Raw genomic sequence first — 18,308 nt, forward strand, 5'->3', positions numbered from 1 at the left:
CACCATAAGCATATGAAATACATCGTACAACTTAGCAGAATATTTACAGGAATATTATTCATTATTTCAGGATTTATAAAACTTAACGATCCCTTAGGATTTTCTTATAAGCTTGAAGAGTATTTCGGAGCCGATGTATTAAATCTCGAATTCCTAATTCCATACGCTCTGGGAATTTCAGTCATTGTTGTGGTGTTTGAGGTTGTTTTGGGGGTGTTCTTGTTAGTTGGCTATAAACCAAAATTTACAGTTTGGAGTTTGTTGTTAATGATTGTGTTTTTTACGTTTCTAACGTTTTACTCGGCTTATTTTGATAAGGTGAAAGACTGTGGATGCTTTGGTGATGCTTTAAAATTAACTCCTTGGGAAAGTTTTTCAAAAGATTTAGTATTACTAGTTTTAGTGCTAATTTTGTTTTTTGGAGTAAAACACATTCAGCCAATTTTTTCAAAATTAGCAACAACTGTTATTGCACTATTAAGCTTTATTTTGTCATTATGGTTTGGGTACCATGTGTTAATGCATTTGCCTTCTATAGATTTTAGAGCCTATGCTATTGGTAAAAATTTACCTGAGCAAATGGCAATTCCAGAAAATGCGAAAAAACCAATATTAGAATACACATGGACGTTTAATGTTAATGGAGAAGAGCAAGAGTTTGTTACTAATGGAAGTTACCCTAGTGTCGATGGTGAATATGTCGGTGTAGAAACTAAGACTGTTGATGAAGGTTACATTCCTGCAATTCAAGATTTATCAATTGAATCTGATGAAGAGGATTTAACAAGTTATTTCTTAGAAAAAGAAAAGCTTATTATGATTACGATGTATAATGTTAACAAGGGAGAACCCGAAGGTATGGCAAAGCTTAAAACATTTACAGATCAAGCGATGAAAAAGGGTTATACCGTAATTGGTTTATCATCTTCTGGCGCTGCTGACAAAGCAAACATTAAAGCCAAATATGATTTTAATTTTGATATTTATCTATGTGATGAAAAAGTAGTTAAAACTATTGTGCGGGCAAATCCTGGAATTATTATATTAAACAAAGGAACTGTCGTAAACAAAGCACATTGGAATGATATTGAGGATATTGAGTTATAGTTTATAGCGTAATATTTTAGTGTCTGTTTTTAATTAAACAATGTTTTTACTGAGTTTTATAACAACCCATTTTTTTGATAAGATATATAATCAATAAAATCTTTTATGCTTTTATCACCTTACTAGGTGTTATAACCGTCATTTTCTTTTTATTTAATAAACTTGGTGATCCTGCAAAAATGATGCTAGGGCAAAACCAATCTGAAGAACAGGTAATTGCTGTTAAGAAAAAGTATGGATTTGATAAGCCTATTGGGACACAGTTTCTTTATTATCTCAATGATTTGTCACCGATATCTTTTCACTCCAAAGCTCCAAGTAGTTTTACGTATTTAGGTCCAAATAAATACACCGCAACAACCTTGTTCAGTTTTGGAAATACCACAATGGTTATAAAAACACCTTACTTGCGAGAATCCTTTGCTAAACAAGGAAAAAAAGTTACTCAAATTATTAGAGAAACTATTCCTAATACGTTTGTTTTAGCTATTTCGGCAATTGTGATTGCGATTATTTTAGGAGTTGTTTTTGGTGTTATTTCTGCATTGTACAAAGATACTTGGATAGATAAAACCATTCAAATATTAAGTACGTTTGGTATGAGTGTCCCATCATTTTTTAGTGCTATTTTATTTGCTTGGTTATTTGGTTTTGTATTACATAAATATACCAATTTAGAAATGACAGGTAGTTTATACGAGCTTGATGATTTTGGTGAAAAGATGCAAATTAAATGGAAAAACTTAATTCTGCCTGCTGTCGTTTTAGGGATTAGACCATTGGCCGTTGTTATACAATTAATGCGAAATTCACTATTAGAAGTTTTAAATCAAGATTATATTCGTACAGCTCGAGCTAAAGGATTGAGTGAATTTCAGGTGATTAAAAACCATGCGGTTAAGAATGCTTTAAATCCTGTTGTGACAGCTATATCAGGTTGGTTTGCATCTATGTTAGCGGGCGCTGTTTTTGTAGAATATATTTTTGGGTGGAATGGCCTAGGGAAAGAAATTGTTAATGCACTGAATACGCTAGATTTACCAGTGATAATGGGCGCTGTTTTAGTAATTGCGATTATCTTTATTACTATAAATATTTTTGTAGATGTCATTTACGCTTGGTTAGATCCTAGGGTGAAGTTATCTTAATGAAATACTGACAATTGTCAATTCACTTTTATCTTTATTGTGTTATTTTTGTGTACTTAGTATTAAAATTCAATTCACTTAAATTATGAGAAAACATATCGTAGCCGGAAACTGGAAAATGAATAATGATTTACCTCAAACGGAACTTTTAATAACGGACTTATTAAAGCAAAGTCAAACTTCAGATGCTGAGGTAATGATTGCACCAGCATTTACAAATCTGTGGCAAGCATTTGAGTCTTTAAGACAAGAGTCTATAGAGGTCATTGCTCAGAATATGCATTTTGCAGAAAATGGTGCTTACACTGGTGAAATTAGCGCAGCTATGCTAAAAAGTATCGGAATTAAAACGGTTATTTTAGGACATAGTGAACGTCGCGCATATTTCAATGAAACAGATGAAGCTTTAGCTAAAAAGGTTGATGCTGCTTTAGTTAACGACATCCGAATTATCTTTTGTTTTGGTGAAGAATTACAAGATAGAAAATCTGGAAATCATGAAGCTGTTGTAGAACGTCAAATTAAAAATGCACTATTCCATTTAGGAGCTGATGTGTTTAAAAATATCGTTTTGGCTTACGAACCAGTTTGGGCTATCGGAACAGGTGAAACTGCAAGTCCTGAACAAGCACAAGATATGCATGCTTTTATTAGAAAAACTTTAGCTGATAAGTATGGTAATGGAGTTGCGGAATCGGTTTCAATATTATATGGAGGTAGTGTAAAGCCAAATAATGCAAAGGAAATTTTTGGAAAACCTGATGTGGACGGAGGCTTAATTGGTGGAGCTGCTCTAAATGCAGAAGATTTTTATGCTATTGTGAATGCGTTTTAAATTTAAAAACTCAAAATAAAGAAAAGCGAACGTTATGTTCGCTTTTTTTTGTTCGAGCTAATTCACTTGGAAAATGTATTCGGATACCGTAATAGCATCCGTGTAGGTATTCAAAATACTCTAATTTGAAACAAAATTAATCGTAACTAAATTAAGGATTAGTAAATTTGTAAAAAAAAATAAATAAATGTCAGAAATATATATTGGTTATACGTTTAAGGTAAACCCTATACAGCCAGCTGTAGAGATTTTAATTGCAGAATTAGGCTATGCTGGTTTTGAAAGCTTTGTTGAAACGGAAGAAGGGGTTATAGCTTATATTCAAAAAGAAGAATGGAATGAGAATATTTTAGACCATATTTACGTTTTAACCTCAGATGAATTTGAAATTTCTTATACGTTTGAAGACATAGAGCAAACCAATTGGAATGAAGAATGGGAGAAAAATTTTAACCCGATTGTAGTAGATGATTTAGTGTCTGTACGTGCTCCGTTTCATGAAAAGCTAGATACAAAATTCGATCTTATTATTGAACCTAAAATGAGCTTTGGTACGGGACATCATGAGACTACGCATATGATGATTCAGCATATATTAAATAATGATTTTAAAGATAAATCAGTTTTAGATATGGGCTGTGGAACAGGGGTCTTAGCTATTTTGGCAGAGAAGGTTGGGGCTAGTAAGCTCGACGCTATAGATATCGATAATTGGTGTTATTTAAACAGTATAGAAAATGTAGAGCGTAATGATTGTAAGAATATTTCGGTTTATGAAGGTGATGTAAAACTTTTAAAAGGGAAAAAATACGATAGTATTATTGCTAATATTAATAGAAATATATTGTTAGCCGATATACCACATTACGCAAAATCCTTAAACGAAAATGGAACTTTATTTTTAAGCGGGTTTTATAAAGAGGATATCCCTATGATTGAAATGGAATGTAATAAACAGATGTTAAAATTAGACGAAACTCTTCAAAAAGGTCAGTGGGTTTCATTAAAATTTATAAATTAGTGTAAACTTAAGTTTAACTATGATTTTTCCTACGGGGAAGTTTGTAAAGAACAAAAGGGATGACAAAAGAAAAATATTCAGAAGAGTTGCTTCTGCAAGAAGAAGAATTAAAACAGAACGAGATCGTATTGTTTAATGACGAAGTCAATACATTTGATCATGTTATTGACACCCTAATTTACGCTTGTGATCACGTACCCGAACAAGCTGAGCAATGTGCATTATTGGTGCATTACAAAGGAAAGTGTACTGTGAAAACAGGATCTTATGAAGATTTAGAACCACGATGTTCCAAGCTTTTACAAGCAGGGCTCAGTGCTGAAATAGTTTAATAAAAATCCCACTTAAATAGTGGGATTTTTTATTTGTAATTCTTATTTGTAATGTAGAATTGTTGGTCTTATTTAGACATTCTGCCTACAGCGCAACTCACAAAAGATTTCGCTTTTTTAGGTAAAGAGTTTGTATCTCCTAGAATGGGATAACCTAGATGAGATAATTTACTTTTTACAGCTTCTATGTCGTTTTCTGTTGACGCAAGAAAGCTTACTTCGTCTGTGTCATTATCTACAACAACTTCAGAAATACCGTCGAGTTTAGATAATTGTGTGACTATAGTATTAGCACAGCCACCACATTTTAAGTTTTGTATTTTAAGTGTGGTTTTCATAATGTTTAATTTTATAATGTTGAAGGACAAACAAAATTGGTTGTCTTTATATCGGTTTCTTTAATCGCATTATAGCCGCCATCAACGTCTATAAGTTTGTCATATCCTCTTGCTTTTAAAATGGATGCCGCAATCACAGAACGATAACCTCCTGCACAATGCACATAATAGGTTTTATCTTTACTGACTTCATTCATTTTTTCATTGATAAAGTCTAATGATAAATGTTGCGCATCTACTATATGAGACGATTGATACTCTCCGTCTTTACGAACATCTAAAATATTTAGCGTATTTTCTTTTGCTCTTTTTGCAAATTCGTCAACCGATACAGAATCTAAGGTTTCAATATCTTTTCCGGCCAGTTTCCATGCTTCTAGGCCTCCTTTTAGATAACCTAATGTGTTATCATAGCCCACGCGAGAAAGTCTTGTTACAGCTTCTGCAGATTTGCCTTCTGGTACGACTAAAATAATCGGTTGTTTTATATCTTTAATTAAGGCTCCAACCCAAGGGGCAAATTGGCCGTTGAGTCCTATAAAAATAGAATTTGGAATATGAGCTTTTATATATTCAGATTGTGATCGTACATCTAATACTAAAGCAGATTCTTGATTAGCCATCGCTTCAAATTCATCTGGATTAAGGGCAACATCACCAGTTTTTAAAACCGTTTCAAAAGCATCATAACCCATTTTGTTCATCATTGCATTTTTTGCAAAATACTGCGGAGGAGGTGCAATACCATCAAGAACTTCTTTTATAAATTCAGCTTTAGTCATGTTTGCGCGTAAAGCATAGTTTGTTTTTTTCTGCTCCCCTAAAAGACCAACGGTTTCTTTGCTTAGATTTTTTCCACAGGCAGAACCTGCACCATGCGCTGGGTAAACAATGATGTCATCAGCTAAAGGCATAATTTTATTTCGTAGCGAATCAAACAACATCCCTGCTAAATCTTCCTTAGTTAAATCGGATTTAATAGCTAAATCGGGTCTTCCAACATCACCTAAAAACAGGGTGTCTCCAGAAAAAATTGCATAATCTTTTCCGTTTTCGTCTATTAATAAATACGTTACAGATTCTAATGTATGGCCTGGAGTATGTAATACTTTAATGGATATTTTTCCTAGTTTTAAAACCTCGCCATCTGTTGCTGAATGGATGTCAAAAGCCGTAGAAGCCCCTGGCCCGTATACAATAGTTGCTCCGGTTTTTTGGGCTAAATCAACATGTCCTGAAACAAAATCAGCATGAAAATGCGTCTCTAAAATATATTTAATTTTGGCGTTATTAGCATTTGCTTTGTCAACATATTGTTGGATTTCTCTAAGTGGATCAATTATAGCAACTTCACCTTCAGATTCAACATAGTAAGCACCTTGTGCTAAACAGCCTGTATATAATTGTTCAATTTTCATTCTTTATGTATTTGTTTTGCAAATTTACGAAACTTCATTTTTTGAAATGTGATAATTATCACAAAGTGTTATAAGAGCTCCTTGAATATAATATAGATAGCCATAAATATGGTAAAATAACCAAATCCTCGTTTTAATCCTTTTGCACTAATTTTCTTAGCTAGTGCTAGGCCTATAAAAATTCCAACAATTGAGATGGCAGTAAATGTGATTAGAAATTTCCAATCTATAGATAATGTTTTTAAATCGCCTAAAAAGCCAATAAGTGACTGTATCGCAATTATAAATAATGAGGTGCTAATGGCTTTTTTTATAGGCAGTTTGACTAATAAAACCAAGGCAGGAACGATAAGAAAACCACCTCCAGCTCCAACTAAGCCGGCTAGGGCTCCAATACCTATGGCTTGTGTACCAATGGCAAAATAATGGGTATTGTCAAATTCTTTAATGACTTGATCAGTATTAATGGTTTTAGATTTTATCATTGACCAACCTGCTAAAAGCATAATAATAGCAAATAGTAACATGATAAATAGTGAATTGGTAAAAGAAAAATTACCAATAGAAAATAAAACCTTTGGTAAGTTAGGTATGACTAAGCTTCGCACCATAAATATGGTAATTATTGAAGGAATTGCAAATATGATGGCCGTTTTAAAATCGATGGTCTTTTTTTTGATGTTTCGAAACGTGCCAATTAAAGCCGTACTACCAACAACAAAAAGTGAATAACCCGTAGCCACTATAGGACTAAAGCCTAAAAGATAAACTAAAATAGGGACTGTTAAGATAGAGCCACCTCCTCCAATTAGTCCTAAAACTAATCCAACAATTAAGGCGCCAACATAACCTAGTATTTCAATTAATTCCATATCAATGTGGTAATTTGTCTTTTAGTAATCCATAAGCGAAAGTGCCTAATAAAGCAGCAGCAATAACAATTAAAATAGAGAATGCGCCAGTACCAATTAGGATATACATAGGTCCTGGGCATGCTCCTGATAATGCCCAACCCAAACCAAAAATTATTCCACCAAGAATATAACGTGTAAAACCGCGATCCTTTAACGGAACTCTTAAGGTTGTACCTTCCGTTGTTTTAATCTTACTACTTTTAGAAATTAATAACAAAAGTATACCTGTAGCTACTGCAGTTCCAATAATGCCGTACATATGGAAGGATTGAAATTTAAACATTTCAAAAATACGATACCATGAAACGGCTTCAGATTTTACTAAAACAATTCCAAAGAAAATACCTACAACGAAAAATTTTATATACTTACCCATAGTTAAAAGAGTATTGGAAAAATAAGATGAATCATAATTAAGCCTCCAATGAAGAAACCAATCACGGCGATTAACGACGGTAGCTGTAAACTACTTAATCCTGTTATGGCATGGCCAGATGTACAGCCACCGGCGTAACGTGTGCCGAAACCAACAAGAAATCCGCCTATGATAAGTATCGATAGTCCTTTAAGGCTAAGAACAGCATCCCAGCTAAATAATTCTGGAGGTAATAAATTTTGACCTGCATCATTAAATCCAAGTGTACTCAAGTCTTTTATAGTAGCTTCGCTTAGATCCATGTCTATTGGGTTTGATAATAAGAAGTGAGCAATAAACCCTCCAACAATTGCTCCTAGAACAACAATTAAGTTCCACTTTTGGCTTTTCCAATCATAATTGAAAAATTCCGAACGCTTTCCTGCTCCACCAATAGCGCATAACGTTCTGAGGTTAGAAGACATGCCAAAGGTTCTTCCAAAATAGAGTAGAAGAAACATAACGATTGCAATACATGGACCTGAAACATACCAAGGCCAAGGTTGTAAAATATATTCCATAGCATTAATTTAAGACAAAAATAAAGTTCTGTTATTTAGGTAATGTAATAAATGTGACTAAAAATCTAAAACAATGATCTTGTTTCTTCCAAGTTCGATTTTTTTCTCTCTTTCGAGTTGTTTTAATAATCTCGAAATTACAACTCTAGAGGTATTTAGGTCTTCAGCAATTTCTTGATGAGTAACTTCTAAGCTAGTAGAAGCCGTTAGTTTAACTTGGTCTATAAGATATTTGAATAAGCGCTCATCCATTTTCATAAAGGCGAGTGTGTCAATGGTTTCTAGCATTTCGTCAAAACGAATTTGATAACTTTGTAAGATAAAATTTCTCCAGCTTTCGTTTGAGTTAAACCATAATTTCATGTATTCTATAGGAATCATTATTACAGTGGCATCCTCATCTGCAATAGCACGAATTTTACTTACCGATTTTACCATACAGCACGTTAGCGACATCGCACAAGTATCTCCAGATTCTAGAACATACAATAGTAGTTCGTCACCATCGTTATCTTCTCTTAAAACTTTAATGTTTCCTTTGATAAGCAACGGGATAAAGTTTAAATCCTGACCAATATCAATAATGATATCTGCTTTTTGAAACGTTTTAAGAAAGGCAACATTAGCAATGCTATCGATTATTTCTTCGTCGAATAAGTAATGAAAAGGCTGAAGTAGTTCTTTAGAAATCATAGTTCAAAAATAGTAATTTAAAAATTTGAAATAAATAATTTGGCAATGATTTAATAAATGTATTATATTTGCACCCACTTAAAAAAACATCTTTGTGTTTAAGTAAAGTGAAAATAATGGCCTCGTGGCGCAACTGAATAGCGCACTTGATTACGGCTCAAGAGGTTACTGGTTTGAATCCAGTCGAGGTCACTACTAAAACCAATGCTTTCAAGCGATTTTGAAAGTGTTGGTTTTTTTTATTTTCAGAATTATTCGAACATTTATTGCTAGTTAGTCGCCATTTTTTTTGCGAATAGCAGTATATCTTCTTTTTAAAATGGTAGTGGTATTACTTGAAATTTAATTTTTTTTAGACTAATGCATTTTTAGTCACATAAACACGCCAACCTATAATGGCAAGCTGAAACTTACTTGCTTGGCTCAGGTCGAGCTGTCTTTTAGAATATGAAGGAAGTATGGCTTTATTAATTTTAGCCAGAATTTTAAAGATTTTGATTTTCATTGTATGTTGAATAATAAATCTTTAACAAAAATAGTAAAACTTATTCTAGAACTAAGTTCTACTTGTCTTGGTTGGTAGTTTTTTTTTGTTTTTAATTTAGATTACAACTAAAATAAGTTCAATAATCAATTTTGCTAATGTCATCATAATGTTTCGGTTTTAGAGGTTAGTAAAATACTTCGTTTGTTTGATTGAGTTTTCAATATATAATCTTAACCAATAATCCTCCAAGCGTTTATTAATAAATTCGTGAATTTGAATTCTAATTTATAACTAAAAATATGATATGTGTTTTAGTATTCTGTGACTTGTCTATAATTAAGTTTTAAATTGTAATTGTTTTATATGTTTGTGGTTTCGGATTGATGGTTTTATAGGGCTGTTTTAAGGTGGTTTTAGGAATTGTAGAGGGATTTTATGATTAAAACATTAAAATTTTAGTTTTTCATCTTTGAAGAGATGACATCGTATGATAAAGTTCATGTTTTATCTAAGGTGTTTTTTGTATTTAATTTTGACATAACCTATGACTTAATAATAAAGTTATCTTTGTATAAAAAATTAGAAATGAAAAGAATTACGATTGTTGTATTACTCTTACTTTCGGGATTGAGCTGGTCTCAGGTTTTAGTTATAAATGAATTGGAAGCTGATAGTCCAAGTATTGATACAAAAGAATTTATTGAATTAAAATCGCAAACTCCCAACTTTTCTACTGATGGTTATATTTTGGTGTTTTTTAATGGATCGGAAAGTGGAGGTGATAGCAGTTACTTTGTCTATGATTTAGACGGGCTTATAACAGATAACAATGGCTTGTTGGTTGTAGGAAGTTCGAATGTTTCGCCTTTCCCTCAAGCATTAATGTCAGAGAACGTTATTCAAAATGGGGCAGATGCTGTTGGTATCTATTTGGCGTCTGTAGATGATTTTCCTGAAGGTACTGTCGCTACTCAGACCAATCTAATCGATGCCATGGTTTATGATACTAACGACGCTGATGATGTTGGTTTACTTGCTTTGTTAGGGCAAACGATGCAGTACAATGATAATGGTACTAACGCTAACCCAAAATCAATTCAACGTTATGTTGACACTATGGGGAATGTGACTTTTGCTGCAGCTACTCCAACTCCAAGACGCGAAAATGATGGCTCTGGTATTGCCATTGTGCCTATTGCTATTTCTGTTTTGGAGACGCAACTTAATGAAGGAGATGTTTTTGATATTACGTTTACGGCAGAAGCGAATATGACGTCGGATTTAAACTTCAATATAAGTTTAGATAATTATGGATTCAATACCTCGGATTTTACAGGAAATACAAATCTTACAATTCCATCGGGTCAAAATACAACAAGTACAACCATTACGTTAATAGATGATGCTGATGATGAAGGGGATGAGGTTTTAAAAATTCGATTTTTAGATTTAGTTGAGCCTAATGTCGCATCTAATGGTGCTATTGAAATTAGAGTAGTTGATAATGATTTTACTGTTGCTGCTTGGGGAACACCAATCGATCCTACATACGGAATTGTGGAGAGTACGCAACCTAATGGTTATTATAATAGTTTAGATGGTTTGGCTGATGTGCAATTAAGACAAGCTTTGCAAGATATTATAGCAAATCCAAATATTGTTAGAGCACACTCATATGCCGATGTTATTGATATTTTAAAAGAGGCGGACCAAAACCCTGAAAATAGTAACCAAGTATGGTTAGTGTATTTAGAAGAAGGGCGTGCTAAATTAGATGTGCAAACCAATTCTTTAAGTACCGGAAAATGGAATAGAGAGCATACATTTCCTAGGTCTCGTGGTGGTTTTTATAATATTGAGGAAGATGAAATTGCCGATGGTATTGATGTTTATTGGACTACAAAAGCCGATTCTTTACGTCATGGAAATTCTGATGTGCATGCTTTAAGAGCTGTAGATGGCCCTGAGAATAGTTCTCGAAATAATCAATTTTATGGTGAGTATAATGGACCAGATGGTACCTTAGGGAAATTTAAAGGTGATGTGGCAAGAAGCGTATTTTATATGGCTGTTCGTTACAATGGTTTAGAAATAGTAAATGGTTTTCCTGAAGGGATTGTTGGTGAATTTGGAGATTTGGCCACCTTGTTAGATTGGCATAGAAATGATCCTCCAGATGATTTTGAAATGAATAGAAATAACGTAATTTATAACTGGCAGAAGAATAGAAACCCATTTATAGATCAGCCAGATATGATAGAATATATTTGGGGAAATATGATTGGAGAAGTATGGGCGCAACCTCTAAGTGTAAATGAAACGACGCAGTTAAAAGTGAATATATTTCCTAATCCAACAACAGGACGCGTTTATATTTCTGGGTTAAATGCTGATGCAAAAGTTGAAGTCTACTCTGTGGACGGAAAACGTCTAAAGCAATCGCAGTCTGTTACAGATTATATAGATTTAGATGTTACGTCTGGCATGTATCTCTTAAAATTAACAAGCGAAAATCGTTCGGTAATTAAGAAAATTATTGTTGATTAACGTATAATATTACTTCAATAAAAAAAAGCCAAACTGCATTTAAATAGTTTGGCTTTTTTCATATTTATGGCTTTTCTATTGAGTTCTCGCTATTAAAGAACCTTCTGATTTTCCAAATTCTATATTCGGAATACCATCAGTTGCTTTCCAGGTCGCACTACTTTTATATCCGTTTTTATCTTCGAGGCTAATTTTTATACTTGTAATTTCACCTTTTTTGTTTCGTTTTAATTTGGAATACTTAACCGTGATTCCAATTCTTTTAAGTTCATTTACGTGAGAATCTAAAATTTGAGCTGGTGTAGATTTTGAAATATAAGCAATGGATCCATTTTTTGAAGCATCTTCATCGTCAATATAAGTCAAGCTATTTATTTTTGGTTTGCCAACGACTTTCCATGGGTTATCTTTTTTAATGGTTTTACTCTGAGTAAATTTGTTGCTGTTTTTAGAAATCACTTCAACAACTCCATTGGCTCCTTTTTTACCATATTTTTCTTTGGCCTCTTTTCCTTTTAAAACTGTTAAACTTGAAACCGTTTCTTTTGAATATACTTTTAATAAATCTGATTTAGATATGTCTTTACCATCGAGAATATATAATAAGTTGTCCTCATTTGGAAATTGGGTGTCCATATCAGCATTTTTATAACTTCCTTTTACAGTGTTATTTGATTTTGTTCTAAGAATAATGACACCATTCTGCCCTTTTTTACCATATGCATCAAGAGCATCTTCACCTTTTAAAACGGTCATGCTTTCAATCGTATTAGCATTGATGGTTTTTAAATATTCAGTAGAAGCAGGTGTGCCATTTACAATAATTAATGGTTTTGGATTCTGCGAATCATAACGTAAGTTATAAATTGCCGTATTGGTTGGATTATGAATGATGACTTCTTGACTTATAATTTTAGGTTTAGATCCATCTTCATAATAAAAATCAGATTTTGTGTTGATTTGGCTCTTAATCTCTAAAGAATCCATTGATAAATAAATCGTGTCTTTATTAAAACTTAATTGATTAAGGTTTGTCTTGTATTTAGGAGTTTGAGTATTAAAATAGATACTGTCTTTAACTGTAAGGTCTAAACTATCACGTAATTCTTCGATTATAAATGTTTTCCTTTTATGATCATTAGGTTGAATGCTTTCAACTCTAAAATTCCCATCATCATCCATTTTAAATTCAAAAGGGGCGATACCATCTTGGTCTTTAACATGGTAATTCGTAGTGCCATTTTTTGTTTTAAAATCAATATTTAAATTCGAAATTTCGCTGTTTCTGTTTCGCTTTACATGTTTTGTGGTCATGGTGACGTTCTTCGATTTTAGCCATGTTTTTATTTCACTTAAGCGTTCATCAGTCATGTTTTTTGTGAACTTAATTTTGATACTTTCGGTTGTGATGCTGTTAATAAAATCAGTGGTATTGCTATTGTTTTGAGTTTCTACATAAATTGTTTCCGTGTTCATGCTCATTAATAAAAAGGCTAAAAGTGGAAGAATTAACAGGTACTTCAATTGATTTTTTTTGTTTGATCTCGATTTGTTTAACATAAGGATTCGTTTTTTGATTGATGAATTGTAAAAAGTGTTTGTTAGTAAGGTAGCGTGATTAGCGACGCTTGTTTTTAGTAGTAAATGTTGATATTGTTTTTCCGAATTTGATAATAATTGTGTTTTAGAATCGGCGATGTATTCTAAGTTTTGACGGATTTCTTGTCGGTAAAGCCAAATCAATGGATTAAACCAAAAGAGCGTACAAGCTAGTTGAGTCAGTAAAATATCGATGGAATGCCATTGATTAGCATGTACTTTTTCGTGTGTAAGAATGAGGTCGAGTTCTTCTGTTTTATAAGATTTCGGATTATAAACAATCCATTTAAAAAATGAAAAAGGTGAAATCTTATGATCTACAATAACATAAGTGAAACGTTGTGCCTTGTGCTTTGGATGTTTTAGTAGAAGTAAAACTAATGAGCTAAACTGAAAAATAAATTGAATGGCAAATGCTATTAATCCCGTAATATATAATAGGGGAATAAGTTTAAGCCAATCAAATGGGGCTTCGGGTGTTGTGCTAACAAAACTTGAAGGTGTAGATGCTATAAAAGACGATACCTGAGTTGTTGTAGGTTCTACAGTAATATAAACAGGGATTACAATTAATGGAAAAATTAAGGCAAGGAGTAATCCGGTTAAAAGAAACCATCTGTTGTGTTCAAAAAACGTTTCCTTCTTCAAAAAGAGATAAAAACAGAAGTATATGAGTGCAATTACGGCTGAGGCTTTTAAAAGATATTCCATAATTATTTGTTATTTTCAATTAATGCAATAATCTCTTTTAGCTCATCAATGCTTATTTTTTCTTCTTTTGCAAAAAAGGACACTACGTTTTTATAAGAATTATTAAAGTAATTTTCAATAGCGGTATTCATAAACTTAGCTTTATAAGCTTCTTTACTTACTATTGGGTAGTATTGATGGGTTTTACCGTAGGCATTATAGCTGACGTAGCCTTTTTCTTCTAAGTTTCTTATAATGGTAGATAAGGTATTATAATGGGGTTTGTCTTGTGTTATTTCTGCTAGCACGTCTTTAACAAAAGCTTTTTCTAGCTTCCACAAAATGTGCATTATTTCTTCTTCTTTATTTGTTAGTTTTTGCATAGGTGTTATGTCTTGAGGTGAATAGTGATGTCGAATATATAACTATTTTTATAGTTATACAACTATTAAAGTAGTTGTATAACGAAAAATATAGTTTTAGTAGGTGTGAAAATGAAATATTATCTTCGCGTTTTTAATAGAGGTAAGTAATTAAATAAACGATAGTAGATGAGTGTGTTTTTAGTGATTGCTGGTTTGGCATTGTTAGTGGTTGGTGGTGATTTTTTAGTGAGAGCTTCTGTTGGTTTGTCGTTTAAACTTAAAATATCTAAATTGGTTATTGGTATGACAGTGGTGTCTTTTGCAACCTCTGCGCCAGAATTACTAGTAAGTTTACAAGCGGCCTTAGAAGGAGTTTCTGATATTGCTTTAGGAAATGTCATAGGTTCTAATATTGCAAATATTGGTTTGGTTCTAGGAATAACAGCTATTATTTCCCCATTAGCCGTAGATCGGGAGTTTTATAAATTAAATTGGCCAATGATGATGTTGTTGTCATTTGTGCTGTATTATTTTTTGAAGAATGATGGAGTCTTAACCTTTGTTGAAGGCTTGTTATTGATGATTTCATTAGTTGTCTTTTTAATTGTTTTAATTAGAAGCTCTAGAAAATCTACAAAAGCTAATTTAGATGATGTTGATGATGCCTTAGCGGTTGTTTCTAATTTTAAAATAATAATGTGGTTGCTTATTGGTGCTGCAGGATTGTATTTTGGATCGCTGTGGTTAGTCGATGGCGCAAAACAATTGGCCAAATCAATAGGAATTAGTGATTATGCTATATCGGTAACTGTAATTGCAATTGGTACTAGTGTACCTGAGTTAGCGGCTTCAGTAATAGCTGCTTTGAAGAAAGAAAAAGCAATCTCTTTAGGTAATCTTATAGGTTCTAATATCTTTAATATTGCTTCAGTTTTAGGTCTTACGGCTATGATAAAGCCTATAGTTGTAAATCCTAATACTCCAGAAATACTATCAACCAATATCTTTTGGATGATTGGTTTTGCGGCCATTTTAATTCCATTTATAATCATTCCAAAACGTTTTGAAATTGGAAGAATTAAAGGGTTTTTGTTATTTGGAGCTTATATATTCTTCATTTTTACAGCGCTTAAATAAAAAAGTGTACCCTGTAATAGGTACACTCTTTTTATGGTGTTCTTTGGTATTTTGAATTGATTAAATTTAATTCAAAATTATTTTAACTGATCTTTTTTTATTTGAGTTTTGTAATTGAACAATATATGCACCAGAACTAAGGCTTTGGGTCTCTATGGTGTGTTTTGTGTTTTTAGTGTCTAATTCCTTTGTCTTTACAATCCGCCCCTGAATGTCATAAACCAATAATTTAGTTTGAAAAGAGAATTGGCCATCTACTATTATAAATATCGTGTTCTTGTCGGTATAAACTTTTAGATCGTTAAGGTTGTTTTCGGAAATAGAAAGCTGTTCCTGACGAGAAAAAATAATAGAAAAACGCCCTACACCATTTAAATCTGTGCTTGGGGAAATAGTATAATCACCTGCTTTTAAATCTGTAATGATGTTAGTTAGGTTGTCTTTTAAAAACACATCAGTGTCTTCTGGAGTGACATTTTCAGAGATACTCACCGTAATTTGCTCACTTTGTGAAGCATTAATACCTATAGGTATTTCTACGTCGTTTAAATCGTTAAAACTAACAGCTTGAACTGCTAAATCTTCTCCAAGACTGTTTTCAACTAAACGTGAATAGATGGCGAAATCTGGTGCGCTATTATTGTAAAAAGTTGCATCGTAACCTTTGTCCATGCTTAAGCTAGCATTAGGGTTAAAATATAATGTTGTGCTATAGTTTTTATCTGAAATTGAAGATAGTAATAGTGTTAAGTATCCATTATTTGCCGTTGTAGAAGAACGGTTTGCGATGAAATCATCTGTGTTACCAATGGTACGCATACTTGGTGTAAAAGTGATGGTTCCTCCATCAGATTTAGAAGAAACCAAAAACCCTTGACCAGGTGTTAACATGGCATTTGGATGAGTGTCAGAGTATGCTTTGTTCCAAATTTCCCAACCGTCAGAGGCATCTCCGTCATAGCCATAAATTCCAGCATTTGGTGTGTTAAATTGTGAATTGTTTTCGGTAATGAAAGTTGATAATTTTATGTATGAAGGGTATGGGTTACCAATAAGGTTCCAATCAGCAAATTGAGCTCCTGAGTTATAAATAGCTATAGTTTTTGTACTTGTTTCAATGGCACCTGTAAATGTAAACGTATCATTGTCTGTACTTGCTGCTCTATAGCCAATCGCAGGATCTAAGGTTATGTTTGACTCTGCAGAGATATCAGTATCATAAAAATCGTAAATACCGGTAGCTTTGTTAAAAGGCCCAAATAATTTTTGTGATACGTCTGATGGATTTTGAACAATATTAGAGTTGTTTGAAGTGAAACTTCCAAATGTTTCGCCAGTTAGAGGTGCTGATATTAAGTCGTTTCCACGAAGTCCTGCATTTGAATTAACATGTCTTTTGTATTTAGCAGTTCCCGTAACTGAACCTTCAACAATTAGACTAGAATAATTCTCGGAATCCGATTCTAAAATTAAATCATCTGAAGTGGTTAAGTCACCATTAACCGTAACTGATCCTGTTTTTGCAATTTCAGTAGTTGCTCCATCTTCAATCTTTAGATTATTTATCTCTACGTTACCTGTTTCTGTATAAGTACCATCGATCACTAAAGCGTTTACGGCTCCAGTTGTTGATGAAGGAGCCTCAGGTGTCCAAGAACCAGATGAGTATGCTAGGCCGTCATAAACGACACTGCCTTTTATGATAATACCTGTGTCAGTAGTACCCAGTACAGTACCTAGGTTGTTTTCTATATTAAAGGTGCCTGTTGGAAGCCCTAACCATGCAAGCAGATCTTTAGCGTCATATCCATAAAGTCTAAAGGTTATAGTACCACCTACAGCAGAAGTTAAATTGGTGCTTATGGTGTTTATTTCGCTACTAGAACTTACACTTGTATCCGTAAATAAATCAGTCGTATAGCCATCTAAACTACTTTTTAATGTCACTTTTTTTGGACCAGCTCCTATGAGGCCTAATACGCTTGCACTTCTGTCATAATTAATTTCTAAACTAGAGATATTAACAGTAAACTCAGGATCAGCGGTAATAGACCACTCTATGTAATCATTAGTGTCAATACTTGAACTATTAGTCCAGTCTCTGCCTATAAACACGACTCCTGTAGCAGAGGATACACCAGGTCCAAATGATAGCGGTGTGGTGCTAATGTAATCTATGGAGTTAGAAGTTGGTGTAGATGTGCCTGAGTAGGCTGCGATATTTTGACTAGTACTGTTCCATCCATTTAACAGGAGTAGATAAACCATAACAACAGGTAGGTGGAATTTTTTCATTATAAGATTTGGCTAAGATATAATTAGTTTTTTAGGGTTGAAATCTGAAATAGTAAACTTCAAGGTATTGTGTTTATTTAGAAAAACACGAACATTTGTTATTTATTCGATTATAGGTGCTTTAAAATAAGAGTATATAGGAATTATCTTATATATGTGAAGCGGAAAGTAGATTTAATTAAGCTATTTTTTCTGTTAAATAATGAGCAAAAAAAAAACGAGTTATTAATAATTTTATTAGTTGCCTTTTTAATTAGAAGTTCTAGAAAAGCTACAAAACTAATTTAGATGAAATTGATGATGCCTTAGCTGTAGTTTCTAATGTGAAAATTGTAATGTGGTTGTTAATTGAAGCCGTAGGTTTGTACTTTAGGTTACTTTGGTTTGTTGATGGGGCTAAGCAATTGCCACAGTATAAGAGTTTGTGATTATGCTATATCTGTAAT

17 protein-coding genes and 1 tRNA gene are annotated in these 18,308 nt (G+C 33.0%); 8 read left to right on the top strand and 10 right to left on the bottom strand.

Annotated features, from left to right (window positions below):
- Positions 1-12 precede the first annotated feature (12 nt).
- The 5 genes from ACXGSQ_RS07760 (at position 13) to ACXGSQ_RS07780 (ending at position 4,443) form a co-directional block, all read left to right on the top strand.
- Positions 13-1,107, top strand: a complete 1,095-nt coding sequence (locus tag ACXGSQ_RS07760; protein WP_458629043.1) for a BT_3928 family protein — start codon at positions 13-15, stop codon at positions 1,105-1,107.
- A gap of 74 nt (positions 1,108-1,181) precedes the next feature.
- Entirely contained in the window at positions 1,182-2,255 is a 1,074-nt protein-coding gene (locus tag ACXGSQ_RS07765) for an ABC transporter permease (protein ID WP_458629044.1), read from the top strand.
- A gap of 85 nt (positions 2,256-2,340) precedes the next feature.
- Positions 2,341-3,090: a triose-phosphate isomerase gene (tpiA, locus tag ACXGSQ_RS07770; RefSeq protein ID WP_458629045.1), complete on the top strand. Its 750-nt coding sequence runs from the start codon at positions 2,341-2,343 to the stop codon at positions 3,088-3,090.
- Positions 3,091-3,277: 187 nt separating this feature from the next.
- A complete protein-coding gene (gene prmA / locus ACXGSQ_RS07775; RefSeq protein WP_458629046.1) occupies positions 3,278-4,111 on the top strand; it encodes a 50S ribosomal protein L11 methyltransferase in 834 nt (277 codons plus the stop codon).
- A gap of 59 nt (positions 4,112-4,170) precedes the next feature.
- A complete protein-coding gene (locus ACXGSQ_RS07780; protein ID WP_405576447.1) occupies positions 4,171-4,443 on the top strand; it encodes an ATP-dependent Clp protease adaptor ClpS in 273 nt (90 codons plus the stop codon).
- 68 nt (positions 4,444-4,511) lie between these two features.
- On the opposite strand, the gene ACXGSQ_RS07785 is transcribed toward ACXGSQ_RS07780, so the two are convergent.
- The 6 genes from ACXGSQ_RS07785 to ACXGSQ_RS07810 form a co-directional block, all read right to left on the bottom strand.
- Positions 4,512-4,781 (bottom strand): heavy-metal-associated domain-containing protein, encoded by a 270-nt coding sequence (locus ACXGSQ_RS07785; RefSeq protein WP_458629047.1) that lies wholly within the window; start codon positions 4,779-4,781, stop codon positions 4,512-4,514.
- Positions 4,782-4,792: 11 nt separating this feature from the next.
- Entirely contained in the window at positions 4,793-6,199 is a 1,407-nt protein-coding gene (locus ACXGSQ_RS07790; protein WP_458629048.1) for an MBL fold metallo-hydrolase, read from the bottom strand.
- Between the two features lie 68 nt (positions 6,200-6,267).
- Complete coding sequence (locus tag ACXGSQ_RS07795; protein WP_458629049.1) at positions 6,268-7,071, bottom strand: sulfite exporter TauE/SafE family protein; 804 nt, start codon at positions 7,069-7,071, stop codon at positions 6,268-6,270.
- 1 nt (position 7,072) lies between these two features.
- The gene (locus ACXGSQ_RS07800) at positions 7,073-7,489 is read right to left on the bottom strand and encodes a DUF6691 family protein (protein ID WP_458629050.1); all 417 of its coding nucleotides are present in this window, start codon (positions 7,487-7,489) and stop codon (positions 7,073-7,075) included.
- A 2-nt stretch (positions 7,490-7,491) separates the two neighbouring features.
- Positions 7,492-8,049 carry a YeeE/YedE family protein gene (locus tag ACXGSQ_RS07805; protein WP_458629051.1) on the bottom strand — a complete coding sequence of 186 codons (558 nt, stop codon included), beginning with the start codon at positions 8,047-8,049 and terminating at the stop codon, positions 7,492-7,494.
- Positions 8,050-8,106: 57 nt separating this feature from the next.
- On the bottom strand, positions 8,107-8,742 hold the full coding sequence (locus tag ACXGSQ_RS07810) for a Crp/Fnr family transcriptional regulator (protein ID WP_458629052.1): 636 nt from the start codon (positions 8,740-8,742) through the stop codon (positions 8,107-8,109).
- A gap of 118 nt (positions 8,743-8,860) precedes the next feature.
- Here ACXGSQ_RS07810 and ACXGSQ_RS07815 point away from each other — a divergent pair.
- Positions 8,861-8,934: transfer RNA gene (locus ACXGSQ_RS07815), tRNA-Arg, on the top strand.
- 160 nt (positions 8,935-9,094) lie between these two features.
- Here the strand turns inward: ACXGSQ_RS07815 and ACXGSQ_RS07820 are convergent.
- Positions 9,095-9,247: an SsrA-binding protein gene (locus ACXGSQ_RS07820; RefSeq protein ID WP_458629053.1), complete on the bottom strand. Its 153-nt coding sequence runs from the start codon at positions 9,245-9,247 to the stop codon at positions 9,095-9,097.
- A 567-nt stretch (positions 9,248-9,814) separates the two neighbouring features.
- Between ACXGSQ_RS07820 and ACXGSQ_RS07825 the strand changes: the two genes are divergently transcribed.
- A complete protein-coding gene (locus tag ACXGSQ_RS07825; RefSeq protein WP_458629054.1) occupies positions 9,815-11,776 on the top strand; it encodes an endonuclease in 1,962 nt (653 codons plus the stop codon).
- Between the two features lie 75 nt (positions 11,777-11,851).
- On the opposite strand, the gene ACXGSQ_RS07830 is transcribed toward ACXGSQ_RS07825, so the two are convergent.
- The gene (locus ACXGSQ_RS07830; RefSeq protein ID WP_458629055.1) at positions 11,852-14,086 is read right to left on the bottom strand and encodes a M56 family metallopeptidase; all 2,235 of its coding nucleotides are present in this window, start codon (positions 14,084-14,086) and stop codon (positions 11,852-11,854) included.
- Between the two features lie 2 nt (positions 14,087-14,088).
- Entirely contained in the window at positions 14,089-14,448 is a 360-nt protein-coding gene (locus ACXGSQ_RS07835; RefSeq protein ID WP_458629056.1) for a BlaI/MecI/CopY family transcriptional regulator, read from the bottom strand.
- Positions 14,449-14,616: 168 nt separating this feature from the next.
- On the opposite strand from ACXGSQ_RS07835, the gene ACXGSQ_RS07840 reads away from it, so the two are divergent.
- A complete protein-coding gene (locus ACXGSQ_RS07840) occupies positions 14,617-15,567 on the top strand; it encodes a calcium/sodium antiporter (RefSeq protein WP_458629057.1) in 951 nt (316 codons plus the stop codon).
- Positions 15,568-15,633: 66 nt separating this feature from the next.
- On the opposite strand, the gene ACXGSQ_RS07845 is transcribed toward ACXGSQ_RS07840, so the two are convergent.
- A complete protein-coding gene (locus ACXGSQ_RS07845; RefSeq protein WP_458629058.1) occupies positions 15,634-17,862 on the bottom strand; it encodes a T9SS type A sorting domain-containing protein in 2,229 nt (742 codons plus the stop codon).
- Positions 17,863-18,308: the final 446 nt, after the last annotated feature.

This window comes from Winogradskyella sp. PC D3.3 (assembly GCF_054366245.1).